The 26,937-nt window shown below is 63.8% G+C and carries 25 protein-coding genes; 15 read left to right on the forward strand and 10 right to left on the reverse strand.

Annotated elements, in window-relative coordinates; all coding sequences use genetic code 11:
* Positions 1-94: 94 nt before the first annotated feature.
* The 9 genes from BXU08_RS09625 to BXU08_RS09665 all read left to right on the forward strand — a co-directional run bounded on the left by BXU08_RS09625 (position 95) and on the right by BXU08_RS09665 (position 7,543).
* Positions 95-1,855 (forward strand): TadE/TadG family type IV pilus assembly protein, encoded by a 1,761-nt coding sequence (locus BXU08_RS09625; RefSeq protein ID WP_253190327.1) that lies wholly within the window; start codon positions 95-97, stop codon positions 1,853-1,855.
* Complete coding sequence (locus BXU08_RS09630) at positions 1,852-2,451, forward strand: TadE/TadG family type IV pilus assembly protein (RefSeq protein ID WP_253190328.1); 600 nt, start codon at positions 1,852-1,854, stop codon at positions 2,449-2,451. Before BXU08_RS09625 ends, BXU08_RS09630 begins: the two co-directional genes overlap by 4 nt.
* Positions 2,448-3,161, forward strand: coding sequence for a TadE/TadG family type IV pilus assembly protein (locus BXU08_RS09635; RefSeq protein ID WP_150125486.1), 714 nt, complete (start codon positions 2,448-2,450; stop codon positions 3,159-3,161). Before BXU08_RS09630 ends, BXU08_RS09635 begins: the two co-directional genes overlap by 4 nt.
* Before the next feature lie 52 nt (positions 3,162-3,213).
* Positions 3,214-3,741 (forward strand): PH domain-containing protein, encoded by a 528-nt coding sequence (locus tag BXU08_RS09640; RefSeq protein ID WP_077509866.1) that lies wholly within the window; start codon positions 3,214-3,216, stop codon positions 3,739-3,741.
* A gap of 125 nt (positions 3,742-3,866) precedes the next feature.
* Positions 3,867-4,739 carry a CDP-alcohol phosphatidyltransferase family protein gene (locus BXU08_RS09645; protein ID WP_077509867.1) on the forward strand — a complete coding sequence of 291 codons (873 nt, stop codon included), beginning with the start codon at positions 3,867-3,869 and terminating at the stop codon, positions 4,737-4,739.
* A 6-nt stretch (positions 4,740-4,745) separates the two neighbouring features.
* Complete coding sequence (locus BXU08_RS09650; protein WP_077509868.1) at positions 4,746-5,837, forward strand: inositol-3-phosphate synthase; 1,092 nt, start codon at positions 4,746-4,748, stop codon at positions 5,835-5,837.
* Positions 5,838-5,841: 4 nt separating this feature from the next.
* Positions 5,842-6,543 carry an NTP transferase domain-containing protein gene (locus tag BXU08_RS09655; RefSeq protein ID WP_077509869.1) on the forward strand — a complete coding sequence of 234 codons (702 nt, stop codon included), beginning with the start codon at positions 5,842-5,844 and terminating at the stop codon, positions 6,541-6,543.
* A gap of 75 nt (positions 6,544-6,618) precedes the next feature.
* The gene (locus BXU08_RS09660; RefSeq protein WP_171982482.1) at positions 6,619-7,209 is read left to right on the forward strand and encodes a DUF922 domain-containing protein; all 591 of its coding nucleotides are present in this window, start codon (positions 6,619-6,621) and stop codon (positions 7,207-7,209) included.
* Between the two features lie 67 nt (positions 7,210-7,276).
* Positions 7,277-7,543, forward strand: a complete 267-nt coding sequence (locus BXU08_RS09665) for a DUF1294 domain-containing protein (protein WP_077509871.1) — start codon at positions 7,277-7,279, stop codon at positions 7,541-7,543.
* 17 nt (positions 7,544-7,560) lie between these two features.
* Here BXU08_RS09665 and BXU08_RS09670 read toward each other — a convergent pair whose 3' ends face one another.
* The gene (locus tag BXU08_RS09670; protein ID WP_077509872.1) at positions 7,561-7,896 is read right to left on the reverse strand and encodes a helix-turn-helix transcriptional regulator; all 336 of its coding nucleotides are present in this window, start codon (positions 7,894-7,896) and stop codon (positions 7,561-7,563) included.
* Between the two features lie 7 nt (positions 7,897-7,903).
* Positions 7,904-8,425, reverse strand: a complete 522-nt coding sequence (locus BXU08_RS09675) for an SRPBCC domain-containing protein (RefSeq protein WP_216352862.1) — start codon at positions 8,423-8,425, stop codon at positions 7,904-7,906.
* Between the two features lie 226 nt (positions 8,426-8,651).
* Between BXU08_RS09675 and BXU08_RS09680 the strand changes: the two genes are divergently transcribed.
* Positions 8,652-9,317, forward strand: coding sequence for a DUF2625 family protein (locus BXU08_RS09680; RefSeq protein ID WP_077509874.1), 666 nt, complete (start codon positions 8,652-8,654; stop codon positions 9,315-9,317).
* 746 nt (positions 9,318-10,063) lie between these two features.
* Entirely contained in the window at positions 10,064-10,522 is a 459-nt protein-coding gene (locus tag BXU08_RS09685; RefSeq protein WP_077509875.1) for a vgr related protein, read from the forward strand.
* Positions 10,523-10,525: 3 nt separating this feature from the next.
* On the opposite strand, the gene BXU08_RS09690 is transcribed toward BXU08_RS09685, so the two are convergent.
* The 3 genes from BXU08_RS09690 to BXU08_RS09700 form a co-directional block, all read right to left on the reverse strand.
* Positions 10,526-11,860 carry a hypothetical protein gene (locus BXU08_RS09690; RefSeq protein WP_077509876.1) on the reverse strand — a complete coding sequence of 445 codons (1,335 nt, stop codon included), beginning with the start codon at positions 11,858-11,860 and terminating at the stop codon, positions 10,526-10,528.
* Between the two features lie 89 nt (positions 11,861-11,949).
* On the reverse strand, positions 11,950-12,336 hold the full coding sequence (locus BXU08_RS09695) for a response regulator transcription factor (RefSeq protein ID WP_077509877.1): 387 nt from the start codon (positions 12,334-12,336) through the stop codon (positions 11,950-11,952).
* A gap of 9 nt (positions 12,337-12,345) precedes the next feature.
* Positions 12,346-12,717, reverse strand: a complete 372-nt coding sequence (locus BXU08_RS09700) for a response regulator (protein WP_077509878.1) — start codon at positions 12,715-12,717, stop codon at positions 12,346-12,348.
* 212 nt (positions 12,718-12,929) lie between these two features.
* On the opposite strand from BXU08_RS09700, the gene BXU08_RS09705 reads away from it, so the two are divergent.
* Positions 12,930-15,449, forward strand: a complete 2,520-nt coding sequence (locus BXU08_RS09705; protein WP_171982483.1) for an ATP-binding protein — start codon at positions 12,930-12,932, stop codon at positions 15,447-15,449.
* A gap of 15 nt (positions 15,450-15,464) precedes the next feature.
* Here the strand turns inward: BXU08_RS09705 and BXU08_RS09710 are convergent, their stop codons facing one another.
* The 3 genes from BXU08_RS09710 to BXU08_RS09720 are packed head-to-tail and all read right to left on the reverse strand — an operon-like array spanning position 15,465 to position 17,717.
* Positions 15,465-15,893, reverse strand: coding sequence for a hypothetical protein (locus BXU08_RS09710; protein ID WP_150125487.1), 429 nt, complete (start codon positions 15,891-15,893; stop codon positions 15,465-15,467).
* A 52-nt stretch (positions 15,894-15,945) separates the two neighbouring features.
* Positions 15,946-17,400 carry a hypothetical protein gene (locus BXU08_RS09715; RefSeq protein ID WP_150125488.1) on the reverse strand — a complete coding sequence of 485 codons (1,455 nt, stop codon included), beginning with the start codon at positions 17,398-17,400 and terminating at the stop codon, positions 15,946-15,948.
* Positions 17,397-17,717, reverse strand: coding sequence for a hypothetical protein (locus tag BXU08_RS09720; protein ID WP_077509882.1), 321 nt, complete (start codon positions 17,715-17,717; stop codon positions 17,397-17,399). The genes BXU08_RS09715 and BXU08_RS09720 overlap by 4 nt, the downstream gene beginning before the upstream one ends.
* Before the next feature lie 192 nt (positions 17,718-17,909).
* On the opposite strand from BXU08_RS09720, the gene uvrA reads away from it, so the two are divergent.
* A complete protein-coding gene (uvrA, locus tag BXU08_RS09725; RefSeq protein WP_077509883.1) occupies positions 17,910-20,834 on the forward strand; it encodes an excinuclease ABC subunit UvrA in 2,925 nt (974 codons plus the stop codon).
* On the opposite strand, the gene BXU08_RS09730 is transcribed toward uvrA, so the two are convergent.
* On the reverse strand, positions 20,835-22,544 hold the full coding sequence (locus tag BXU08_RS09730; RefSeq protein ID WP_077509884.1) for a retron Ec67 family RNA-directed DNA polymerase/endonuclease: 1,710 nt from the start codon (positions 22,542-22,544) through the stop codon (positions 20,835-20,837).
* 576 nt (positions 22,545-23,120) lie between these two features.
* Between BXU08_RS09730 and BXU08_RS09735 the strand changes: the two genes are divergently transcribed.
* Positions 23,121-23,930, forward strand: a complete 810-nt coding sequence (locus tag BXU08_RS09735; protein ID WP_150125489.1) for a hypothetical protein — start codon at positions 23,121-23,123, stop codon at positions 23,928-23,930.
* A gap of 53 nt (positions 23,931-23,983) precedes the next feature.
* On the opposite strand, the gene BXU08_RS09740 is transcribed toward BXU08_RS09735, so the two are convergent.
* Positions 23,984-24,871, reverse strand: a complete 888-nt coding sequence (locus BXU08_RS09740; RefSeq protein WP_077509886.1) for an IS1595 family transposase — start codon at positions 24,869-24,871, stop codon at positions 23,984-23,986.
* Between the two features lie 122 nt (positions 24,872-24,993).
* Here BXU08_RS09740 and BXU08_RS20525 point away from each other — a divergent pair, with 122 nt between their 5' ends.
* Complete coding sequence (locus tag BXU08_RS20525; RefSeq protein ID WP_366926553.1) at positions 24,994-26,526, forward strand: DUF3597 domain-containing protein; 1,533 nt, start codon at positions 24,994-24,996, stop codon at positions 26,524-26,526.
* Positions 26,527-26,937 lie beyond the last annotated feature (411 nt).

Raw genomic sequence — 26,937 nt, forward strand, 5'->3', positions numbered from 1 at the left:
TTCCCTAACCCACTACAAACCAACTATTTTTCATTGCCGCCGCACAAGGCGCTCCAAATGGCGGACCGCAACCGGTTCCCATGCGGAGCAACTGGTGAAGCAGGATCGGCAACAGCGTTCGGGGTTCATGGCGCGGCTCGCGCGGGACAGCCGCGGCTCCACGCTCGCGATGATGGCGGCGATGCTCATCCCGCTCGCCGCCTTTTGCGGCTGCGCGATCGACACCGCCCGGCTCTACGTGGTCAAGACGCGGCTCCAGCAGGCCTGCGACGCGGGCGTGCTCGCCGGGCGCAAGTCGATGACCGACACCTCGCTCACCAACACGACGCTCGATCCGACCGCCACTGCCCAGGCGCAGACCTTCTTCGCCAACAATTTCCGCACCGGCTGGTTCAAGACCGCCACCGCGAGCTTCACGCCGTCCAAGACCGCGGACGCGCAGGTGGCCGGCAACGCCACCGCCGACGTGCCGATGACGATCATGTCGATATTCGGCTTCGCGACTCAGCAGATCAACGTCACCTGCCAGGCGAGCTACGACATCGCCGACACCGATGTGATCTTCGTCCTCGACACCACCGGCTCGATGGCCTGCCTGCCGAGCGACGACGACAATGCCTGCAACAACTATGTCGGCTCGGCCGGCACGACGAGCTACATCCGCCCGGCGGACGGCACGGCCAGCGGCAATGACAGCGTCGCCGGCTATCCCGGCAGCACCGCTTATTACGTCCCGGAGAAGAGCGGCTCGCGCATCGCGGCGCTGCGCTCGGCGGTGATGAGCTTCTACGACACGATGGCCTCGGCCGCCGACCCGTCGACGCACATCCGCTATGGCTTCGTCACCTACACCTCGACGGTCAACGCCGGAAAGGCGATCATGTCGATCTCGCCGTCCTACATGGTCGGCGGCTCGGGCAGCGCCAACAACCAGTGGAATTACGAGTCGCGCACGCAGACCGGCACGTCGTTCGGCACGCCGACCTGGCGCTACCAGCAGCTCAATTTCGACGTCCGCAATTTCGTATCGGGCGTCGCCGTCCTCGATCCCAGCAAGACCAACGGCACGATGAACCGCTGGGCCGGCTGCATCGAGGAACGCGCCACCACTGCCGGCACGACCGGCTTCAGCCAGGCGGCGCTGCCGGCCGATCTCGATCCCGATCTGGTGCCGGGCAGCAACATCGACACGCAGTGGAAGCCGATGTGGCCCGAGATTCTCTATGCCCGCAACAATTACGGCAGCACCGCCACTGCGACGTCGACCGGCGACAGCAACAGCCACCCCAATATCGGCGGCACCTCGTATCTACAGTCGGGCTTCGTCTCGTGCGGCAAGCCGGTCTCGCGCCTCGACACGATGACGCGCACCCAGGTGTCGAACTTCGTCAACGCAGCCGATTTCCGGCCGATCGGCGGCACCTATCACGATGTCGGCATGATCTGGGGCACCCGCCTGATCTCGCCCTCGGGCATCTTCGCGAACGATACCGCGCCATGGCCGGCACGGCAGGCGCCGAACCGCGTGATCGTGTTCCTCACCGACGGCGACATGGCGCCCAACACCGGCGTCTACGGCATGTACGGCAATGAATATTACGATCGGCGGGTGAGCGGCGGCGACTTCACCAACCTCAAGGCCTTTCACAATGCCCGCTTCCTCGCGGAATGCACCGCGGCCAAGTCGCGCAACATCCAGGTCTGGACGGTGACGATCGATTCGAGCGCCACCACCGAGATGAAGTCCTGCGCCACCACCACCAGCCAGGCGCTTTTCACCACCACCGGTTCGGGGCTGTCCACCACCTTCGCCAATATCGCCAAGCAAGTCGCGATGCTGCGGGTGTCGCGGTGATCGCGGCGCGCCGCTTCCTCGCGCGGCTGGCGGCGGACCGGCGCGGCGTCACCGTGATCGAGTTCGCCTTCGTGCTGCCGCTGATGCTCACCCTCATGATGGGCATGATGGAGATCGGCTATCAGGCCTATGTCCAGGCCGCAGTCACCGGCGCAGTGCAGAAGGCCGGCCGCGACAGCGCCATCCAGGGCGCGACGCCCGCCACGATCGACGCCAGGGTGCTGGCCCAGATCCAGGCGACGGCAAGGGGCGCGGCCTTCACCAGCGGCTATCCGACGCGGCTCAGCTATTCGAGCTTCAGCGCGATCGCGCCCGAGCCGTTCGTCGATTCGAACGGCAATGGCCAGCGCGATGCCGGCGAATGCTTCACCGACGTCAACGGCAATGGCCGTTGGGACGACGATGCCGGCCGCGCCGGACAGGGCGGCGCCAACGACGTCACCGTCTACACCGTCTCGATCGGCTATGGCCGGCTCTTCCCCGTCGCGCGCTGGTTCGGCTGGCCGGGCACCGCGACGCTCAGCGCCAGCACCACGCTGATGAACCAGCCCTACGCCACCCAGACCGTCAACACCCCGGCCACGATATGCAAATGAAGCGCCTTCTGTCCTTCGCGCCGCTCCGCCGCTTCGCTGCCGCGACCCGCGGCGTCGCGATGATCGAATTCGCACTGGCGCTGCCGCCGGTGCTCATCCTGGGCTGCTACGGCATCGAGACCGCCAATCTGGCGCTCGCCAATCTGCGCGTCAGCCAGATCGCCTCGAACCTCGCCGACAATGGCGCGCGCATGGGCATGATGACCACGCTCTCCACCGTCCAGCTGCGTGAGCTCGACATCAACAATGCGCTTCAGGCGTCGCGCCTGCAGGGCGCGGCGTTCGACCTGGCCGAGAATGGCCGGGTGACGATGTCCAGCCTCGAGAACATCCAGCAGAGCTACGATACCGCCCCGGTCCAGCGCATCCACTGGCAGCGCTGCTTCGGCCTCAAGCGCGGCGCAGGCTATGATTCGAGCTACGGCACCACCAGCGTGACGGCCGGGACCGATGCCACCAAGGGCAATGCCGGCACCACGTCCGCCGGCATGGGCGACACCGGCGCGATGGTCAGTGCCTCGACTGGCAGCGCGCTGATCTTCGTCGAAGTGAATTACGATTATCAGCGCCTGTTCGGCAGCGCCTTCCTGTCGCCGACCAGGCTGCGCTACGTCGCCTCGTTCCTCGTGCGCGACCGCCGCGATCTCGCGCAGCTGTTCAACCCCGCTCCCGCTGCGACGCGCTCGACCTGCGACAAATACACCGCCTGAGTTGAAGCCGCGGTGATCCGCGCTATCCTTCCACCAAAGGGAGGGCCGTTACATGCCGCAAGCCATCGATCGTTTCCGTTCGTCCACTTTGGGCTGGCTGCGCGGCACGCTCGCCGGCTGGGGCACGATCCTGCTCCTGCTCGCCGGCTTCGTCGGCACGATCTGGGCGCTCGCCCAGCGCCCGGTCGAAGGCTGGGCCTGGCTGTTTCCGATCGCGCTGGCCGCAGGCGTGCTGATCCTGCTGGCACAGTGGTTCACCAACCTGGCCACCACCTATGAAGTCACCGACGACCGGCTGATCCTCCACCGCGGCATCCTGGTCAAGTCGATCGACGAGATCGAGCTCTACCGGGTCAAGGACGTCCGCATCGATTTCACCATCATCAACCAGATGGCCGATCTCGGCACGATCAGCATTACCTCGTCCGACGAAACTACCCGCGACGCGCCGCTGGTAATCCGCAACGTCGATCATGCCCGCGCCCGGCGCGAGAAGCTGCGCGAGCTGGTCAGCGCCGCGCGGCGCGCCCGCGGCGTCCGCGAGATCGACATGGTCCACGAGGACCTCGGCGAATTGTGACAGCAATTGTGACAGTTGCGGCGGGTCGGCAAAAACGCCGATCCGCCTTTCGCGTTCCCTGAACTTTGCTAATTTACCGCAAATGACTTGATGATTGCCCGGCCGACGCTGTATGTGACGGGCCGATGACAATTCCTCCGCCGGACGGGTCGCGGGATCGCCGGATCGAGGATCCGACCAACCTCTGGATCATTCACCCGGCAGGGCGGCTCCTGCTTCCCTGGGCGATAGCGCGCGGCATTTCGGCAAATAGCGTCTCGGTGGTCGGGCTGATCCTCGGCGCCCTCGCCGCCGCCGCCTATGCCAATTGGTCATCCTGGCCCTTCGCGTTTCTGGGGCTTCTGCTCTCGGTCGGCTGGCTGATCGCCGACGGTCTCGACGGCATGATCGCCCGCGCCACCAAGACCGCCAGCCCGCTTGGCCGCGCGCTAGACGGGATGTGCGACCACGGCGTGTTCTTCCTGCTCTATCTGGTGCTGGCGCTCTCGATCGGAACGCTCTCGGGCTGGATCCTCGCCACGGCCGCGGGCGTGCTCCACGCCGTCCAGTCGAGTCTCTACGAGGGCGAGCGCACCCGCTTCCATCGCCGCTGCAAGGGCGTCGCCGCCGAGCCGCCGGTGCCGAGTCGCAACCCCTTGGTGAAGCTCTATGATTTCGTCGCGGGCAGCGTCGATCGCGTCGCCTATCGCTTCGACGAGGCAATGACTCGCGACTCCGACTCGGCCGCGCTAGGCACGCTTTACGGCATGCGCGCCAGTGCCCCGATGCGGCTGATGCGCCCGCTCAGCGCCAATGCCCGGGTGTTCGCGATCTTCATCGCCTGCCTCGCCGGCAATCCCTATCTCTTCTTCTGGTTCGAGTTGATCCCGCTCACTGCGATCCTCGTCCTCGGCCTGACCTGGCATCGCGCCGTCGAGTCGCGCCTTCTCCGCAGCATGGCGGGCCCCGCGCCCGAACAGCACTCACAATCTGACCGTTCATCCATTCAAAGGACGTGACTACCCATGAAGAGCATCAACATCGCGATCGTCGGCATCGGCAACTGCGCCAGCTCGCTCGTCCAGGGCCTTTCGCATTATCGTGACGGTGCCAACGACACGGTCGGCCTGATGCACTGGGACCTCGGCGGCTATCGCCCGAGCGACATCCACGTCGTCGCTGCCTGGGACGTCGATGCGCGCAAGGTCGGCAAGGACGTCGCCGAAGCGATCTTCGCCAAGCCGAACTGCACCGCCGTGTTCTGCGAGAGCATCGAGGCGACCGGCGCAGTCGTCCAGATGGGCCGCATCCTCGACGGCGTCGCCGATCACATGGCCGACTTCAACGACGACCGCACCTTCGTCGTCGCCAAGGACCGCGAAGCCACCAAGGAAGAAGTCGTCCGCGTCCTGCGCGAGACCAAGACCGACGTGCTGATGAACTACCTCCCCGTCGGTAGCCAGGAAGCATCCGAATTCTACGCCGAATGCGCGCTCGAGGCCGGCGTCGCCTTCGTCAACAACATCCCGGTCTTCATCGCCAGCAACCCCGAATGGGCCGATCGCTTCACTGCGGCCGGCGTCCCGATCATCGGCGACGACATCAAGGCCCAGCTCGGCGCGACGATCGTCCACCGCGTGCTGACCGACCTGTTCGCCAAGCGCGGCGTCAAGCTCGAGCGGACCTATCAGCTCAACACCGGCGGCAACACCGACTTCCTCAACATGTCGAACCACCGCCGCCTCGCCTCGAAGAAGGTCTCGAAGACCGAGGCCGTCCAGTCGGTCGCGGCCGAGCGCCTCGAGGACGAGAACGTCCATATCGGCCCGTCGGACTATGTGCCGTGGCAGAACGACAACAAGGTCTGCTTCCTGCGCATGGAAGGCTCGATGTTCGGCAACGTGCCGATGAACCTCGAGCTGCGCCTCTCGGTCGAGGATTCGCCCAACAGCGCCGGCGTCGCGATCGACATGATCCGCTGCGCCAAGCTCGCCAAGGACCGTGGCATCGCCGGCCCGATCGACGCCGCCTCGGCCTATTTCTGCAAGCATCCGCGCACGCAGATGACCGACGATCTGGCCCAGACCGCAGTCGAGGCGTTCATCGCCGCCGCCTGATCCGATGATCACCACCGCCGTCCTGCTCGCCGCGGGCGAAGGCAGCCGCCTTCGTTCCGCTGCGGCCTCCAAGCCGTTGTGCCCGGTCGGCGGGCGCCCGCTGATCGAGCATGCGATCACCGGGTTCGCCGCCGCGGGGCTCGCACGGGTGGTGGTGGTGCTCGGCTATGAAGCCGAGGCGATCGAGGCGCATCTTGCGTCGCGCGCCTGGCCGATCGCCGTCGAGACCGTCCGCACCGCCGACTATCGCCAGCCCAACGGCGTCTCGACCCTGGCGGCCGAGCACGCTCTGGCCGGCGAAGAGGCGGTGCTGGCGATGTGCGACCACCTCGTCGATCCCGCGCTCTACGCCCGCGTCGCCCAGGCCGGTGCCGGCAGCGGCGCCCGCCTCGCGATCGACCGCAACATCACCAGCGACCTGGTCGATCTCGACGACGTCACCGCGGTCCGCACGCAAGGCGAAGCCATCGTCGCGATCGGCAAGCATCTGCCCGACTACGACTGTTTCGACACCGGCGTCTTCGCGATCGGCCCCGGCCTGTTTGCCGCGCTCAACAGCCTGCCCTCTCCCTCGCTCACCGAAGGCATGCGCGTCCTCGCCGCCGCGGGCACGGCGCTGACGATCGACTGCAGCGACCTCGGCTGGATCGATGTCGACGACCCCGCCGCGCTCGGCAAAGCCGAGGAATGGCTCCGCGCGGCCTGACGCGCAGGCGGCAATTCCGGGTTCGCTTTCGCCACACGATCCGCCATGGCAGCCCGAAACGGGGCCGGAGTAGACATGCCGACAATTCGCTATGCCACTGCGCTGATCCTTATGTTTGCGCCGTGGGGAGTATCGGGAAGCGCGCAGTCTCTCCCCCGCGCCGCGGTGCCCGATGCCTTTCGCGACCTGCCGAACGTCACCGTCGAATATTATGACCTCCACGGGTCCGACGAGGAGTCGATCAACGCCTCGCTGACCCGGAATGCGCCCACGCGCCCCGATGGCACCAAGGCAATGGGCGCGACGGGATACAAGGTGGGCTACCGGCCTTTCCAGCTAGGCACCGGCCCCGCCTGCAAGGTCACGAAGCTCAAAGTCGCTCTCGGCGCCGTCGTCACGCTGCCCAGGCTCGCCGACGAAAGCGTCGTGCCCGAGCGTATATTGGCCAAATGGAGGCCCTTCATCGCCGCGCTGCGCGAGCATGAAGCCGGCCATGTCCGCATCCACTACCGCCATATGCGCGAAATCGAGGCCGCGCTCATCGGAAGCAGGTGCGACCAGCTCGAGGCCAAATTCCTTGCCGCGGCCGGCAAGATCGAAGCTTTCCAGCGCACCTATGATCGAGAGACCAATCACGGTGCGACCCAGGGTGCGATATTGCAGTGATCCTGTTGCACGGTCCGTCGGCCGATTGGCAACGAAGCCGAAACCATCTTCGGTCCACGCACGGCTGATGCTCGCAGCCGCGCTCGCCTGGATCCTCGGCATCAACCTGTGGACGATGCTGCGCTTCTGGCAGGACAAGAAGCGCGCGATCGCGGGTTCCCGCCGCATCCCGGAGGCCGACCTCCTCGGGCTCGCCGTGATCGGCGGCTCTCCAGGCGCCTTCGCCGCGCGGCACCTGTTCCGCCACAAGACGCGCAAGCAACCCTTCTCCACGAACCTGATGCTGATCGCAGCGATACAGGCCGGCATCGCGATCGGCCTCTTCGCCTTGTGATCAGCCCCAATGCAGCATCAGGGTTCGTTACCGCTGAGGAGAGTTGCCAGCCGATCGAGGCGGCGATGCCATTCCGGCCGACGTTCGTCGATCCAAAGCGCGAGCGCGTCCAGACCGGCCATCTCCAGCTGGCAGGTGCGGACGCGCCCGACCTTTTCGGTTCTGACCAGTCCGCACTGCTCAAGCACGTGCAGGTGTTGGACGATAGCGGTCAGCGACATCTCGAACGGCTTGGCCAGAGCCGACACGGACATCGGCCCTTGCCCCAGCGCTTCCACGATCCGTCGCCGGGTGGGATCGCCCAAAGCCTGCAGGATCGATCCCGCGTCTGCCGATGGATCGGAAGCAGTCATGCCGCTGCTATGCGACCGTGCCGGCCAACCTGTCGAGAAGCGTCTCCCAGCCCATTTCCCGAATTTGAGGACCATCGGCACCTTCGAAAAAGGCGCCCTGGAACGTGAGGACAAGCTCTGTCCCCGCCGCCACGGCAAGGAGTTCGGCCGTGATCAGCGCCGCCGAGATGTCAGCATCGCCGAACGCCATCTTGGACGCCCAGATAATTCGTTCGTCCGGCACGACGTTGAGCACCGTGTCCGTGTTCGCAATGCGCATGCCCGCGAATTGGGTGCCTTCGCGGAAGCGATAGCGGAGACGTTCCGTAGCGCCTTCGCGCAGGTCGCTCGCAAACTCTTCAACTTCGTGCTGGTCACCCTCGGCGAACCAGCGCCGCTTGATTTCAGGGTCGGCAAAAGCCTCGAACACGCGCGCTGGCGGCGCGGGTATTTCGCGGCGTAGCACGAAGCTGGCGTGCGCTATCGCAGACATACCGTATCTCCCATTGTGAAGCCTGGACTTCACTAATAACTGGAATTTGATAGTCAAGTGGTAACTTCACTATCCTTTGCCTTGGGCAGTTAGTGCAGTCCGACAATGGCCGGTCGCGTGCCGACGTTCACCTTGTCAGGAGCGGCCTTTTGCCTCCCCCACGCTCGCCGTCGGGGCCGTTGAGCCGTCGGATGGCATGCGAATGTCCGAATTTGGGTGGATTGCCGACAGGCAGCTTTGTAGCGAGAAGAAGCGCTAGCGGACATCGGCTTGAGAGACACTGATGCGAACACTCGACGAACTTCTCGAACGTGACGAGCCTGCACTGCCACTCTTATGCGAATGGATCGATGAACCGGCTGGTAACGGTGGTATCCTTTTTTTGCCTGCCGAGGCAGTGGCGGGCGACACGTTGGTGCGTTTGCAGGTCACCACTCGTTCCATGCTCGGCACTCTCGCCTACGAAACTGGCGGTATATCGATCGCGGATGGCCTTGTGCGTCTACTTGGCTCCGGGGCCGAACGCTCGATAATTCAAACCGCCAAGATAGCGGGATGTCCAATGGATGGGAGCTACCCTGATATAATTATTGTCGGGGACGATGTTTTCGGAGGCTTGTTTGCTCTCAATGGCGGACGGTTCGGAACAGAGAGGCAGGGACAGGTCTTTCACCTCGCAGCCGACGATACCGTTTGGGTGCCGCTCGGGGTGGGCCATTCTGATTTTATCCATTGGTGTCTGACAGGCGACCTGAGCGCTCTGTATGCGCCGTTCACTTATCTCGACGTGTTCGCCATGCGACCGTTGCCTGCCTTCGAGGGGACGCTCTCATTTTATCCTTTCCTGTGGACCAAGGAAGGGAAGGATCGTCAGCCGAGTGTCCAAGTAATCAGCGCGGATGAAAGCCTGAAGCTTCGTCTCGAACTCTGCGGCTTCGCGGTCAGCTAAACCAAAATTGTGGCCCGGCCCTGTGGCACCCGCGTGTCTGCTTCAGGGCGGTGCATTCGCCAGATCGAACGTCTGCGATTGGGCGTTAGCAGCCATTCGCGATCATTCGGCTGGGAACGACATTTGACAGGCCTATGGCTCCCGAAGCGGACGATCCGCCAACCATCCATCTCCGTCGTTCGCATCCGGTCATTGTGGTCGGACCAATAGGCGGCGGGAAGTGCTGGAATGCCGTCATTGATGCATCAAGCGCAGGATGCGACGGTGCGCGCTTCAAATCGGGGAGGATCACGTGGAGAGACCATCGCGGCCCGCATGGCAACGAGTTCTGCTTACTCTTGTTTCGGTCGGATGGCTTTTACCACTCTGGTGGGTGGGCGACGGCGTCGTCACCTTGGCCGAATATTATGCCGCTCCTCATTTGCATCCCTATGGTCACGGTCTTTTCTTCTTTGTCTTTCTTGGGAGGCAGGCCTTTGCCCTTTCGATGCTTTGGCTGGCTGCTGTCCTATGCTTCTGGTTCTCGCATCTGACTCGACGGTGATTTGCCACCGCCATCGCGCGCACCTGGACGCATTGCGGTTGTTTGCGACGGGCGGCCGCTAACGGCACCCATCGTGGCCCAGCTTCCCGACAGCGGACCGTCCGCGTCCCACCCACTTGCTCCCCTTCCCGCGCGGGCCGCCATCTCCTGCCATTCGACAAACCCCGGTGACAAAGTCCCGGCAAGTGTTCATGCTGCCGGAATGACCGCCCGCTCCCTCACCGAAGGTGAAACCCGCCTCTGCGCCTCGGTATTCGGCAATGCCGTGGACTATTCGCAGGCCCGCGTCGCCAACAGCAAGTGGATCTTCTTCCAGCCCGCCAACACCACGATGGCGCCGATGGGGACGATCCACTTCCATCCCAAGAGCGGGATCTATCACGAGGATTTCAGCCAGTCGCCGATCGGCGTGCAGGCGCTCTTCATACACGAGATGACGCATATCTGGCAGCATCAGAAGGGCATCTTCCTGCCGCTCAAGCGCCACCCCTTCTGCCGCTACGACTATGCGCTCAAGCCCGGACAGGCGTTCGAGAAATACGGGCTCGAGCAGCAGGCCGAGATCGTTCGCCACGCCTTTCTGCTGCGCCACCGCTGCGTGATCGCCGCGGCGCCGTCGCTCGCCCAATATGACACGCTGATTCCGTTCAAGCCCGCCTGAGCGTCAGTCCGGATCAGGCACCCGCCGCTCGCGCACGCCTTCGCTCGTCGACGGCCGCGATACCGGCGGCGGCGAAGGACGCGGTGCCTCGGCCGGCGGCGCGGCACGCGGCTGGCTTGCGGCAGGGCGCTCGCTCCGCTCGGGACGCTGGCTCGGCGCACCCTCCGCCCGGCCACCGCCACGCTCGGGCCGCACCGCCGGCGCCGAACCTTCGGGACGCGGGCGAAACCAGCCGGGACCCGCGCCTTCCGGACGCGGCGGGCGAACCGCGCCGCCCATCGGCGGCGTTTGCGGGCGTCCCCGCCCGCCGGCTTCGGCATCGCCGCGCTCGGGACGCGGACGTCCGCCCCAGCCGGGACGCTGCGGCCTTCCGGCCCCCGGCACCGGCGTCGCGCCCGGCGCATCGGGCGTCACGACCGGCGGCGCGGGCCGGTTGGGCCGCCCCTGCCAGGGACGCGCCGGTTGCCCCGCCTCGGGCGGGCGCGGCCTGCCCGGCTGCGCGCCCGGCGGCCTTCCGCCCTGCCCCGGCTGGCGCGGCCGATCGACTCCCGGCCGCACGACGCCCGGCGCAAAGGGTCGCCCGGGCCGGCCGACGCCGGGCTTGTGGAAGCGGCCCGGCGGCGGCCCCTGGAAGCCGCCTTCGCGCCAGCGGCGGAATTGTTCGGCCAGTGCCTCGCGGCGGAGGCGTTCGGCGGTGAGGCGATGGCGCCAGTCGCTTTCGCGCACCCGGTCGCGGTGACGGCCCCAGCCGGGATGCCGCTGCCAGCCGCCGTCCCACAGCGCCACGCTGCCCCAGATCATCGGGCCGGTGTCGATCCATGCCTGGCTGTCGACTTCGCGCCATTGCCGCTGTAGCATCGCGCGCAGCAACATCCGGCCGCGCGCATAGCGTTCGGCGCCCTCGCCGAGATGCGCCGCGCCCGCATCGCGCGGCACCGCTCCGCCGTCGGGGCCATAGACCACCGCCACCGTCTCGCCTTCGAAGCCGAAGCTCATCCCCGGCCGCACCGCCAGGAACGGACCCTCGTCGCCGGGGGAGAAATAATAGCTTTCGATGCCGTCGCCGGTTTCCTCGACGACGATGCGGTGCCCGTCGGGCATTTCCCACGCCCAGGGCTCGGTGCCGTCGAAGGAAAAGGCATAATCGGGCGGCGCGTCCCCGATCGCGCCCCACAGCGAGTCCGCGCGGTCGATAAAGGCGTAGAGGTCCGGGCTTTCGATGTCGCTATAGGCGGGCGCCGGCGGCGCTTCGTACAGCCCGCCATACGGCATCATGCACGCCGAAAGCGCCAGCGCGCCGCCTATCGTGCCCAGCCGCGCCGCGGTTCTTGCGATCATAGCCCGTCTCCCCTCTGTTCTATGCGCGCCAGCTTCCGCCCGATGCGCTGAACAAAGGATGACTATGCTCTGCAACAAATCGACAGGATCTATTCGGCGCGCCGCCATAGATTGTTCTTGAGCACCTGCTCGACGCGGCGGACCAGTTCCTCGGGCTCGAACGGCTTGACCAGATAGTCATTGGCCCCCGCCTCCATCGCCTCGTCGATCGACGCCTCGCCGCCCCTGGCGGTCAGCATCAGCACCGGGGTCAGGTACAGCCCGGGCAGCCGGCGCAGCGCCGTGAGGATATCGACGCCCTGCATCCCCGGCAGCCCGCGATCGAGGATCACCAGGTCGGGCTTCTTGAAGGCGATCGTCTCATAGGCGAGCGTGCCGTGGCCGATCACGCCGATCAGATGCCCGGCATCGGTCAGCACCTGCTGGACCATCGCGCCGACCAGATCGTCGTCCTCGACATAGATGATGCGTGCCATGATCGGGCCTCAGCGCTTCGCGGCGAGCAGTTCTTCGACGCGGAAGACGAGCTCGTCCGGGTCGAACGGCTTCTTCATGTAATCATTGGCGCCGGCGAAGCGTGCCAGTTCCTCGTCGCGCTCGCTGCGCCGCCCGGTGAGCATCATCACCGGCAGATCGGCATATTCGGGCATCTTGCGCAGTTCCTGGACCAGCAGCACGCCCGAAATCTCGGGCATGTTGCAGTCGAGGATCAGCAGGTCGGGCCGGCGCGCCTTGACGATCGCCAGCGCATCGGCGCCGTTGCTGACCAGCCCCGCGCCGTGCCCGGCCGCGATCAGCGCGTCGCGTGCCATTTCGCCGACGATCTCGTCGTCGTCCGCGATGATGATCCGTGCCATGGCCTACCTCGAAACTCCGCTGCGGCGTCCCGCGCCACACCCCATTATAACGCCTGAGAACCGATTGCGGTCGCACCGCAGGGATAAATCGCGCGCGCCGCCAGTTGTCCCCCTCAACCGAAAGTTGGAGATTTCGCTCTATAGTAAGAATCGGAGTTTCAGGGAACTCGATGATGATGGACGCCAATCGACGCCGCTCGCGAACGATGCTCGTGACGGTGTTTATTCTGTTGATCTGCTGTGCCGGTTCGGGGCTTTGGCTCGCCTGGCAGAAGCAGAGCGCCGAAAAATGGGTCCGCCATACGTTCGCCGTCTCCGAACGTCTCGCCAAGGTCCGCATCATCAGCCTGCGCGCCGAAGTCTTTCGCCGCGGCTATCTGCTCACCCCGAACCCGGAAAACCAGGCAGCGGTAGAGGCGGAGCGGAGCGCCCTGCCGATCCAGCTCGATGCGCTGCGCACGATGACCACCGACAATCCCGATCAGGGCATCCGCGTCGCCCGCCTCGCCTCGCTGATGCAGGCGCGCCTCGCCGCGTCGCAGCGCTCGATGTGGCTGCGCAGCATCGGCCGCACCGCCGACGCCGTCGCCATGGTCGACAGCGCGGAGGCGCGCGAGGCGACCGCCCGGCTGATGGGCGTGGTCGGCGAGATCGAAGCGCAGGAACAACGCCTGCTCGCTCAGCGCCTCGATCGCGCCAACGCGCTCGAACAGCCCGTCCAGATCGCCTTCGTCGGCAGCGCCTTCCTCGTCCTCCTGCTCGCCCTGCTCGTGCTGCGCGACCGCCGCGAGCGGATGCTGTCGCTGCGCGACGCCAACGACCAGCTCGAACAGGACATCGCGCGCCGCGAGATCGCCGAGGCGCAGCTCGCGCTGCTCGCCCAGAACGCCACCGACGCGGTGTTCCGCATCGATCTCGACGGCGTCATCACCTATGCCTCGCCTTCGACCGAGCCGGTGCTCGGCGCCTTGCCCGAAATGGCAGTCGGCGCCTCGATGGCCGCGCTGGTCATCGACGAGGACCGGCCGGCGCTGTTCGAATTCTACGCCCGCCTCGTCCGCGGCGAGATCGAGCGCGGCACCACCACCAATCGCATCACCAAGCGCGGCCGTCCCGACGAGACCTGGATCGAAGCCAATTGCGGCCTCGTCCGCGATCCCGAGACCAATGCGCCGGTCGAAGTCATCGCCTCGCTGCGCGACGTCACCAAGCGCAAGCATCTCGAATTCGCCCTCGAAATCGCCCGCGCCCGCGCCGAGGCCGCCGCCAGCGCCAAGTCGAGCTTCCTCGCCAATATGAGCCACGAGATCCGCACCCCGATGAACGGCGTGCTCGGCTTCGCGGACCTGTTGCTCAACAGCGAGCTCACGCAGCAACAGGCGCGCCAGGCCCAGCTCATCGTCGATTCGGGCAAGGCGATGATGCGCCTGCTCAACGACATTCTCGACATTTCGAAGATCGAAGCCGGACAGATGCAGATCGCCCCCGAGCGCGTCGACTTCCGCCACGCGCTGCGCAATTGCGTCAAGCTGATCGAGCCCGCCGCCGCGCAGAAGGACCTGCGCATCTGGTTCGATGTCGAGCCCGAGCTGCCGATGTTCGTGCTGATCGATGGCCTGCGCCTGCGCCAGATCGTGCTCAACCTGCTCGGCAACGCAATCAAGTTCACCGACCATGGCAGCGTCTCGATCGAGGCGCGGCGCGGCTGGCACGATCGCCGCGCCCATATCGAGATCACCGTCGCCGACACCGGCATCGGTATCGCCCAGGATCGCCAGGCGGCGATCTTCGAGCAATTCGTCCAGGCCGAGCAATCGACTGCGCGCCGCTTCGGCGGCACCGGCCTCGGCCTTGCGATCAGCAGCCACCTCGCCACGCTGATGGGCGGCTCGCTGGTGCTGACCAGCGAGGAAGGCGTCGGCACCCGCTTCACGCTGCGCGTGCCCCTCCGCCTCGCCGACCCTGCCGACGCGCATGCCGCCCCGTCCGAAGCGCGCGAAGATCAGCCCGAACGCCCGCTCAAGATCCTTCTCGCCGAGGATCACGACGTCAACCAGGCGCTGATGGAGGCGATGCTCGCCCGGCTCGGCCACAGCTCGGTCACTGTCCCCGACGGCGCGCAGGCATGCGAGACCGTCGCCGCCGCGGCCCGTTCGGGCGCGCCCTTCGATCTGGTGCTGATGGACATGCAGATGCCGGTGATGGACGGCATCGAAGCGACCCGGCAGATCCGCAAGGCGGGCTTCGGCGCCGAGACCCTGCCGATCCTCGCGCTCACGGCCAATGCCTATGCCGACGACGTCGCCGCCTGCCTCGCCGCGGGGATGCAGGCGCACATCGCCAAGCCGGTCCAGCTCGCCGATCTCGGCAAGGTCATCCGCCGCTGGGCCCGCGCCGCGACGACCGCAATCGACCTGGCCGAGCCGGCCCCAGCCCCCGCGCCGGTGCCCAGGCTCACCATCTCCCCCGAACTGCGCGCCCGCTACGAAACCCGCAAGGCCGAGCTCCTCGCCTGCGCCGAGCGCATCGCCCGCAACGGCCAGTTCGACGACGCCTCGATCGAGGAACTGCGCGGCCTGCTCCACAAGCTCGCCGGCTCGGCGGGCATGTTCAAGGAAGCCGCACTCGGCTCGCGCGCCGCGGACCTCGAGGACGCGCTGGAAGTGTGCGCGATCGAGGAACGCGCGGCACGGGTGCGCGATGTTACCGAGGCGCTGACCGAGGCGGCGTAGTGGGCTGGCTCTAGATCAATTGCTATTGGTCGGATTGGCTTCGCTGGAGACATTTGGGGCACTGGAAGTGTTGCTCGCCCCAGATGGGGCCGCAGGTTTTGTCCGCTGCGGCAGTGGTTTTGCCTGCGCACACACGCCTGAGACCGCGGTTCCAGGTATCCAGAACACAAAGATGCCGGCGGCAAAAAGCGCGAGCCATATCGGCGCCGTCGCTAAGGCGGTGATCAGGCCGTTCAGCGCGTTGGCCATCTCATTGACTGGCGCCAGCCCTCTTGCGGGTGGCGAGTTCTGTTTGACGGCGGAGTTTCGCAGTCTGACCGCTGCGTCGACCATAACGGCGATGACCGCCGCACCCAGCGCAGCCACCAGGAAAAACCAGGCCAGCTCGGCTACGCCGAGCCCGGCCGCGATATAGGTGCTGCAGAAAATGTCGATCTGAGTCATCCTGTTCTCCATGGCTCGGGCACCCCGGGGTGCAAACAGCGCGAGAGAGCGGTCAGAAAGATGTCCGCATGAACACGCCGAAGCTCGGCTCGTCAGTCTTGCTCGAATAAGACAGCCGTAAACCCGGCGAGAATTGCGACTCCTTGCGGGGAATGAAGTAGATCGGCAGCTCCGCTACGAATTCGTTGCTGAGCGTATCGAACGTCGCCTTGGGCGAGATCGCGAATTGCCCTGCCCCCCAGCCACCGTCGAATATCCGTCGGTATTCGACGGACAAGTTGACGCGTTCGATATTCGCAGGCGGCGTCGGCGCACCCGTGGTGCAATCCTCTTCGGGATCGACAACCACCGGCTTGCAGACCAGCGCGTCCTCGGCGGCTTCGAATGCATTTTGGTATTCGGCGCCGAGCAGCACCGCGCTGACCCCGTCCGCGCCATACCACGCGCCGAAAGCGGCAACCTTGAATTGCGGCTTGTTAGGGGCCCGCTCAGAGAGACTGGCCGAATCGATGAACTTGAATTGTGCCAGACCGACCGAGCCCGTCGCGCCATAGCGCCACATCGGAGCACGATAGATTCGGTTGATCCGGCTTATTGGCGGCCGGGCATATGCTTTGGCGAAATCACCATCTTCAGACAGGCGATCTTTGACGGCGTGACAGTAGCGATCCCTCAGGAGCCAAAAGCGTATGGGACCTGGCGCATCCTTCTCGGTCGCCACTGCAAGCTTGGCTCTGATGGCGGCTTGAGCTTCACTCGAAAGTCGCGTCAGCGCGCTTTCCAGCTCCTCGCGTGTCTGAACTTGCGCGGGCAGTTTCTCGGCCATTGCCTCGATCATCAGCTCCACGATCGGTCCCGGCGGAGCCAAATCGAGCTTCGCCGCCGCATCGCGCGCACCTTTGAGCATCGCAGCGCGCACCTCATCTAGATCGAGAACGGGCGAAAAGCCGAACCGCCTGCGGGCGGCAAGCTCGGCGTCGGCCGCCTCGATTGCCGCTGTAGCGAGGACCGCGACTGCGCTCTCGATGGAAGCGAGGCATCGATCCCTCGCCTCGCGCATGATCTCCCTGAAAGCTTCTGACCTGATCCCGGCCCCGGCCCCGCGAAAGCCGAAACGGCTCCATGTGAAGCTTAGTTCGGCACCATTGGCGAGACCATCGAGCGTGGCTTTGGTCAGATCCGATGCGCCTCCGATCGGCACCGCCAATCGCAATGCCCAACTGTCATCGACCTTGCTGGTCCCCGTGGTGTCCTGGATTGTGTTGGTCGTATAGCCGCCGACCTGCACCGAGGCACTCGAGCTGTCTTCGCTAATCTCGTAGTCGAAATCGGCGCCTTGGACGAAGTTCTCCGTTCGACCGGCAGGTCCGGGTGCTGGGCGCCCATTCTCTATGCCTCGACCCTGCGGTAGTTGTTCCGACGCGGGTGGCGCGACCTGCGCAACCGCGGTTCCCGTAAAGACGGTGAGTGTGGAAGCGATCGTCGCTAGTGAAGCGCTCCGCGTCATGCGCCGGCTCCCGTGAGAAAATGGACGGTCTTGTCGGCTTGGTTGCCCATGCCGGCGGCCGCCGTCACGCTGACCGGCCACTGCAGTCCGGGAGGCGAAAAGATAGTCGGCGAAGGCCGCAAGCTGACGCTTACGCTTTGCCCGCTACGCGCGGTGATCGTCATCTGGTGGAAGCCATCTGCGAGCTCCACCCGGCCGATCAGGCCGGTTTCATCCCATCGGATCGGGATATTGTCGTCGGCATTCTCCGCGTAGATTTCGACGATCCACCGGGCCGCCGTGCGGTCACCGGATTCGACAGTGATCTGGTACTGCATGGTAGCAACTCCTGCTGGGTACTCATGCATGTTGCGACAAGTCCGATCTTGTGCGCGTGACGCCCGTCACGCCCACGCAACTATTCGTCACCCTTGCCGCTCGCCCACCGCACCCCCACATCCCGATCGCGCGTTGACCTCCGGAACGTGCTCCTTATACTCGGAACATAACTGGAACGGTCAGGCCTCCGTATGCTTACTCACATCTCCGTCCGCGGCGCGCGCGAGCACAATCTCAAGGGCGTGGATATCGATATCCCGCGCGATACGCTGACGGTCATCACCGGGCTGTCGGGCTCGGGCAAATCGTCGCTCGCCTTCGACACCATCTATGCCGAGGGCCAGCGCCGCTATGTCGAGTCGCTCTCGGCCTATGCCCGCCAGTTCCTCGAACTGATGCAGAAGCCCGACGTCGATCATATCGAGGGCCTGTCGCCCGCGATCTCGATCGAGCAGAAGACCACCAGCCGCAATCCGCGCTCGACCGTCGCGACGGTCACCGAGATCTACGATTACATGCGGCTGCTCTGGGCGCGCGTCGGCATTCCCTATTCGCCCGAGACCGGCCTGCCGATCGCCGCGCAGACCGTCAGCCAGATGGTCGATCGCGTCCTGACGCTCCCCGAGGGCACCCGCCTGCTCCTCCTCGCCCCCGTCGTCCGCGGCCGCAAGGGCGAGTATCGCAAGGAGCTGCTCGAGTGGCAGAAGGCCGGCTTCCAGCGCGTCCGCATCGACGGCGAAACCTATCTGATCGAGGAAGCCCCGGCACTCGACAAGAAGTACAAGCACGACATCGAAGTCGTCGTCGATCGCCTCGTCGTGGGTGGCGAGATCGCCACGCGGCTCGCGGAGTCGTTCGAACAGGCGCTCAAGCTCGCCGAGGGCCTTGCCTATGTCGACCTGGTCGACGGCGTCGTCCCCGGCCGCGAAGCCGAAGCCGCGTCGGGCGGCAACATGAAGAACGCCGGCATCCCCGCCAACCGCATCGTCTTCTCCGAGAAGTTCGCGTGTCCCGTGAGCGGCTTCACCATCGCCGAGATCGAGCCGCGGCTATTCTCGTTCAACGCCCCGCAGGGCGCCTGCCCCGCCTGCGACGGCCTCGGCGAAAAGCTCGTGTTCGACGAGGACCTCGTCGTCCCCAATCACGACCTGACGATCAAGAAGGGCGCGATCGTTCCCTGGGCCAAGTCCAACCCGCCCAGCCCCTACTACATGCAGGTCCTCGGCAGCCTAGCCCGCGAATTCGGCTTCAGCCTCGACACGCCGTGGAAGGACCTGCCCGCGGAGATCCACTACGCGATCCTCCACGGCACCCGCGGCAAGCCCGTCACCCTCACTTTCGTCGACGGCCGCAAGTCGTACGACGTCAAGAAGCCGTTCGAAGGCGTGATCGGCAACCTCAACCGCCGCATGCTCCAGACCGAATCCGCCTGGATGCGCGAGGAGCTGAGCAAGTACCAGGCGTCGCACCATTGCGAGACCTGCCACGGCGCCCGCCTCAAGCCCGAGGCGCTCGCAGTCAAGGTCGCGATGCGCGACATCTCCAGCGTCACCAGCCTCTCGGTGGTCGACGCGCTCGCCTTCTTCGCCGACTTGCCCAAGGACCTCACCGACCAGCAGCGCGAGATCGCCCGCGCGATCCTCAAGGAGATCGACGAGCGCCTCGGCTTCCTCAACAATGTCGGCCTCGACTATCTCAACCTCAACCGCACCAGCGGCACCCTGTCGGGCGGCGAATCGCAGCGCATCCGCCTCGCCAGCCAGATCGGCTCGGGCCTCTCGGGCGTGCTCTACGTCCTCGACGAGCCGAGCATCGGCCTCCACCAGCGCGACAACGACATGCTGCTCAAGACGCTCCGCCGCCTGCGCGACCTCGGCAACACCGTGATCGTCGTCGAGCATGACGAGGACGCGATCCGCACCGCCGATTACGTCATCGACATGGGCCCCGGGGCCGGCGTCCATGGCGGCGCAATCGTCGCGCACGGCAGCCTCGAGGACGTCCTCGCCAACAAGAACAGCATCACCGCCGACTATCTCACCGGCCGCCGCGAAGTCCCCCTGCCGGCCAAGCGCCGCAAGGGATCGGGCAAGAAGCTCACCGTCCACAATGCCACCGCGAACAACCTCACCGGCGTCACCGCTAGCATCCCGCTCGGCACCTTCACCTGCATCACCGGCGTCTCGGGCTCGGGCAAGTCGAGCTTCACGATCGACACGCTCTACGCCGCCGCCGCGCGCCAGCTCAACGGCGCGCGCATCCTCGCGGGCAAGCACGACAAGGTCACCGGGCTCGAGCATCTCGACAAGGTGATCGACATCGACCAGTCGCCGATCGGCCGCACCCCGCGCAGCAACCCCGCCACCTATACCGGCGCCTTCACCCAGATCCGCGACTGGTTCGCCGGCCTGCCCGAGAGCCAGGCGCGCGGCTACAAGCCCGGCCGCTTCAGCTTCAACGTCAAGGGCGGCCGCTGCGAGGCGTGCACCGGCGACGGCCTGCTCAAGATCGAGATGCACTTCCTCCCCGACGTCTACGTCACTTGCGACGTCTGCCACGGCCAGCGCTACAACCGCGAAACCCTCGAAGTGAAGTTCAAGGGCAAGAGCATCGCCGACGTGCTCGACATGACCGTCGAGGACGCGTTCGAGTTCTTCAAGGCCGTCCCCCCGATCCGCGACAAGATGGCGATGCTCGCCGAAGTCGGCCTCGGCTACGTCAAGGTCGGCCAGCAGGCGACGACGCTCTCGGGCGGCGAGGCGCAGCGCGTCAAGCTCGCCAAGGAACTCGCCCGCCGCGCCACCGGCCAGACGCTCTACATCCTCGACGAGCCCACCACCGGCCTCCATTTCGAGGATGTGCGCAAACTCCTCGAAGTCCTCCACGCGCTGGTCGAGCAGGGCAACACCGTGGTGGTGATCGAGCACAACCTCGATGTCATCAAAACGGCGGATTGGGTGCTGGACCTCGGCCCGGAGGGAGGGGTCAAGGGCGGCGAGATCGTCGCCCAGGGCACGCCGGAAGCCGTGGCGAAGGAGTCGCGGAGCTTCACCGGGCGCTATCTGGCGCCGTTGCTGGAGCGGGGGAAGGTTCGGGAGACGGTGGCGGCGGAGTGATTAGCTTTTGGAGTCGGCAATTGCCCGATCTAGAGCGAGCAGAAGAGGATCGAATCCGGAAAAATCAACCGACCCAGAATTGGCGTGCACATAGCTGGCGAGCGCGACCTTTCCAAAATGCTTCGACGTATCAAATTTCGACGCAGTCGAAAATGTCTTCCCGTTTAGGGCTACGCCCCTAACTGCAGATGGCAACATATCCTCCACGCTTGTTTTGTCTTGAGGACCAATGTGGGGCGTTTTTATCAAATATAGATAATCACTCACCTTTACCATGCAGTCTTTATCTGATGTTTTTACGGACAATCCAAAACTCTTTTTGATTTGACCAAAAACATCCTCTCCACCACTGTCGTTATCCACAACCATGACGACAGGATTTGTACGATTTAGCGTAAAGAAATTCCTCATCTCAATTGAATACTGATGAATAAACTTTTTTATATTTCCGGCACCTCCGTTGAGAGCCAGAACTTTTGATGGAAGATTTGAAAGATTAAAGAACTGCGGCAGGATGCGGCGTCCACCTTTCTCATCAGCGTAGAGATTTGGAACAAGAAGTTTCGTGTTTCTAATCGCACTCTTTAGATAGAAAATATCCGAAGGCCCCTCAGTTATAATGAGGGGGTAATCATTTATTACAAAATATTTATACTGATAGAACTTCCGTAGTAGTTTCCAGAATTGAGTTGGGCTTGCCTGCTTATACTTAAGATCTCTTCCGTCATTTTTCTCTTTGATGTTATGTATATGAGATAACCTACCTTCCAGCACCATTAATGGTGACTTTATAGGTGGAGGCAAGTCGGGGTTGCAGCTGTTTCCGAAACTACCGGAAATGTCCTGCACAATAAAACTACCGCTTTTAATCAATGAGTTACACATCGCGCGGGAATTCAAGTAAAAATCTCTCGATATATTTGGGTGCTTGTTCACCGTTAGGCCTGTGACGGTTTGCCTACTATGAAATACTCCCATCCGAACCTTAGTATCATTAATTGCAAAACCGCTTCTTTGAAATATATCCGTCAGTATTGGAGATATTTGCCAACCCTGCGGAGAGTCGGAAGCCTCAGCAACATCTGAGGGGAACACGCGCAAATTCGTAGATATGGTGATGTCATCAGCATATCGAGAATACGAGCATCGTCGTGATCGCAAGAATCTCGCCATGCGGTTATCAAAAAATTGAGAAACTAAATTGGCGATATGCGGGGAACAAGGGCTCCCTTGTGGCAGCTTATTATCGAAGCACGCGATTTGCGCTATCGCGGTGGCGACAGCCGGCACCAGTTCAAAATTCTTATCTTTTAGGAAAAATCCCTGCACTCTGCCAAAGTTGAATTGATCAAAATAATCGACGATATCAAGGTTCAATACGAACCTGCGTCGACGGTGGACGAATGCGTTTTCGTAAATATTAAATTGCGGACGAAACCCAAAGTGCAAATTAGGTGATTCACCTGCACTTACTGATATATCCTCCGCGCATTGATATAATATTTCTAGCAGCCTTCGCTGAAGCCACTTCAATCTTGGCACTGGAGCCAAAATGTTCCGGGTGCCACCGTTCTTTTTGCTAACGCAAAATGATTCGTATTTCTGATCGCCTGGAATATGAAAAAGCGTATACGCGAATTCTTTCGGCGACACGCCAAGTAATATGGCTAACCCTTTTCGATCTTGGCAGGCCTTGAGATCGGAGAGCATCGGGCCGTGGACACTCCTTAGGCGACGCGGTGTCGCATGTGTAACTCAAAGCGCATCATCATTGCTGGATCGTATTAGCGAGCGATGCTCGCATACTTCTCAGCTGCCAAGAAACTCGGCAGTAAAATCTATCCACGGCCCTTAGCTACAAGCTAAGTCAAGCCGTCGCGCGGTGCAAGTCACAGCAACAATATCGTGGTTCCGGCCATCGCTTACCTCGCTGTCCTCCGACGCTCGCGGCATAGGCGCTTCCCTTCTTGTCCTCGGTCACTCCGCACGCGACGGACCTAACTTACTCGGGCTGAGAAAAGAACAAACAGCGAACAAAACACTTTCCGGCACTTATCCCCTTTGGACATGTACCCCAATGTCTGGTAGAGGCCGGACAATGAGGGCGCTCGCGAACCGCGAGTCGGAGGGGGTAGAAGGGCTATGCCGGAGTCTCGAAAGGACTTGCTGCAGGAGATATTGCGCCCGTGGTCGGCGAAGGTTCTATTCTGGGGGCCGCTATTCGCGACTGCCTATCAATTTGGCTGTGATCAGTTCGGCCTTCCCACTCTACCGAAAACTTGGAACATGACGGGCGCAGCATTTCCTTGGTGGGGATGGCTCTTCGTTGCCTTATTTGGCTTCGTTTATGCCCTATTTGAGTACGTTCGGCGAACCTCGGGGGCAACTTCCCGCTCGGCGCAAACGGACCCATTTTCTCCCGCGGCAAAAGGCGCTGACCTGGCAGGCGAAGTTAGTCAGGAGATAGCGATCGTAGAGCGTCGTCTGACCGCCGCCCAGAACATCTTAACTGATGTCATCGAACGAATAATCAAACTGGAGGAACTACCTGCCGCCATAGATGCCTTGAAGGAAGAACTGGCGCAGACTAACGGCGACTTGGAGCAGCGGAGGCAGGAGCTGAACGCATTTGAAGGGCGTCTCATACTTCGGCATCGAGCGTTTGACATGGCGATAGAGGCCATAGGCGACCTCCAAGTACTTCCCCGGAAGATTGTGGCGGTTGAGGACCTCGCTGGCGAATTATTGAACCTACGCGGCTTGGACGGCGCAGGCGATCACGCCGGGCGCCAATGGCAGCTACGGGAAGAGCAATGGTTCCACCGCGTCGAGTTCTGGGCTGACGTTGCGCGTAAGTATGAGCAGAACGTTTGGACACACATTATTTCTGTCCAACCCGAAGAAGAGGCGGAGCAACTCGCAAAGCTGCCGCATACATTTTCGGATGACGGCGCAAGAGTTCGCCATGCCCGGTTTTTGGTCAAATGGGAGAAATGGCAGCCCGCTAGAGACCGTATCAGCAAATTAGTCGAGCAGGTTGCGTACCATGGAAAGGCAGCAGATATCCTGCGGGAGAAGGAGCTTAACAATGGATAGCCCTAACGACCGCTTCGACCGCCTCCTAGACGCGATGGCGAACGGCCCTCACCCTAGCGCGAGAACGCGAAAAGCAGCCGATCCAGCATCAGGTGAGGCTCCCGACGCATGTTCCAGCGATACTCATGCTCCCCAAGATACTTCGGAAGATGCTTCCCGCTGACGTGAATGTGGGTGCCGTTGATCGAGCGCTTTAGCTGCGACCAGAAGCCTTCGATGGCGTTCACGGTGGCGCCTGACTTTGAGCAGACATACTGGTCGAGCGAGTGGTTCACGCTGTTGTGGACGTAGCCCATTGTGCCGAGCCCGCCGTAGGCCAGATGCTCGTCGGTGCTGACCTTCGCGCCTTTTGTGACGGTCTGGCGAATGATCGGCAGCAAGGTGCCGCTGCGGCGATCCGGGACGACTTGGGTAACGACGTCACCACCCTCTTCCAGCATTCCGAACACGAGCGTCTTATTCGACGCGCCAGCTTCCAGCTTGTCGGGGACGCTCTGGTAGCCCCCGACGAACGTCTCATCAATCTGGACGGTACGGCCAAGCCCGCCAATGCGGTCGTCACCATCAACCTTCCCCATATACTCCCGGATCATGTGACACATGCGCCAAGCCGTCTTGTACGTGACGCCTAGCTGGCGCTCGACTTCCTTGGCGGCAACGCCGTTCCGCGACGAGCAGAACTGGAACATGACGAAGAACCAGTCGCGCAGCGGGGTGCGGGTGCGATCGAACGGCGTCCCTGCGGTCGGATAGACTTGATAAGCGCACCACTGGCACTGGTAGGAACGACGCGCCTTCACCCGCGAAAACTTCGCCTCACGACCGCAGCCGGGGCAATCGAAAGCGTTGCCGTACCGAACCTGAAACAGGTGATCCAAGCAGCTTTCCTCGGTCGAGAACCGGGCCTGAAACTGGCGGAGCGTGGGGGCTTTCGTCTTCATACCCATTGTATGCCACAACAGCTTACATGTTTCAAGGGGATAAGTGCCCACTTTCCTACAGACCCCATTCCGGCATATCTGGCGAGTCCTCCGAGTCGAACCACACGAAGGGGACACAAGCCATGAACGCCCAGACCGAGATCCAGCCCTACGATCCGGCCACCTTCGATCATGCCGCCTATCACGGCTTCTCCCCGCCCCCCGGCACCACCCGCTACGATGGCTGGACGCCCGAAAAGCAGCGCCGCTTCCTCGAAGCCTTGTCCGAGGGGCATAATGTCACCCGCGCCTGCGCGATCGTCGGCATGTCGACGCAATCGGCCTATGCGATGCGCAACGCCCCGCGCGGCCAGAGCTTCGCGCTCGGCTGGCAAGCCGCGGTGCTCAAGGCGCGCGACACGCTCGCCGACGACCTGATGGACCGCGCCTTCAACGGCGTCCGCGACACGATCACCCGCGACGACGGCAGTATCGTCACTCGCCACCGCCACGACAATCGCCACGCGATGGCGATGCTCAACCGGCTGGACCGCATGGCCGGCGCCGCCGATGGCAGCGTGGCCGCGCGGCTGATCGCCGCCGACTTCGCCCAATATCTCGACCTGATCGAACGCGACGCCGGCCCGGCCCGCGCCGGCGTGTTCCTCGGCGCGCGGATCGAGCCTGCCGGCGAGGACGATCTCGCGCCGATCCGCGCGCTCGCCCGCGCCGATCGCTGGCTGCGCACCCATACCGACATTGCCGACCCCCTCGACACCAGCGATCTCGATCCCGCCGAGCGCGCCAGCTGGACCGGCGAGCAATGGGCTCGCGCCGAGGCCGCCGGGCTGGTCGCCCTCGCCCCGGCTCCGAATCAAAACCCCGAAAACCGTCAAGTTCATCAACTTGGCCAGCTCGATCCCCATCCCTCCGATCGCGTGTGGTGGGACGAGGTCGGCGAGGAATGGCGCACCGAATTCCCCCCGCCCGCGGGGTTCGACGGCGACGAGGACGGCAGTTTCGGCGACGACGAATATTCGCGCGCCCTGAGCGAAGCCGAGCTGGCCGCCTACGAGGCCCAGGACCGCGCCCAACTCGCCGAACTCGCCGCTACCGAGGGCCGCGAACGCGACGCCTATTTCGGCTTCCCCGCCGCGCCCGCCCCGGAAGCGCCCGCCGCCCCCGCCGATTGCGCGCCCGGGCATATTGATGCGCCTTCGTGCGTTGAGGCCCCGAAAGCGCGATCCCGCGCCCGTACAGGAGCACCCCGCATGAGCATCTTCGGCAAGATCAAGGACGCCATTTTCGGCCACAAGGCCGCCGCCGCGCCCGCCGCTCCCCAAGCGCCCGCACAGGGCCAGGCGCCGGCCATGCCCCAGATGCAGCAGGCGCCGGCCGCGCCGGCCGCCCCCGCCCCGGTCGATGTCGAGAATGTGCTGATGGTCTTCGAGACCGAGCGCGGTACGTCGGACCTCAACTGGCGCACCTCGATCGTCGACCTGATGAAGCTGATCGGCCTCGATTCGAGCCTCGACAACCGCAAGGAACTCGCCGCCGAGCTCGGCTATACCGGCGCCAGGGACGGCAGCGCGGAGATGAATATCTGGCTGCACAAGGCCGTGATGCAGGAGCTCGCCAGGAACGGCGGCAACGTCCCCGCGAGCCTGAAGGGTTGAGGTTCGTAGGAAGGTGACTCACGCGAAGCCGCGAAGGCACGAAGAAGAGTCGTTCGCGCAGAGGCGCGGAGGCGTAAGTGGAGAACGCCGCGCAAGCGGCCCTCATTCGCAAAGGCGGAAGGTCAGATGCTGCGCATCGAAGCAGACCAACCTGCGCCCTCCGCGCCTCTGCGCCTCTGCGCCTCTGCGCGAAATCGTCCTTATTCTCTTCTTCGCGTCGTCGCGCCTTCGCGTGAGCAATCCCTCTTCTTCCTCCGATGACGCCGGCCGCGTTATTGAATCGTTAACCCTGCCACCCTATATACGGATCAGGCGCCCGCCGCAGTGCGGCTGTTCCCCACCGAGAAATTGGATGGAACCGCGGCGCCCTTCGTCCTTTTCCGCAGCACGGGATCGCATCTGGCCATGCAT

Source organism: Sphingomonas sp. LM7 (assembly GCF_002002925.1).
GTDB lineage: Bacteria > Pseudomonadota > Alphaproteobacteria > Sphingomonadales > Sphingomonadaceae > Sphingomonas.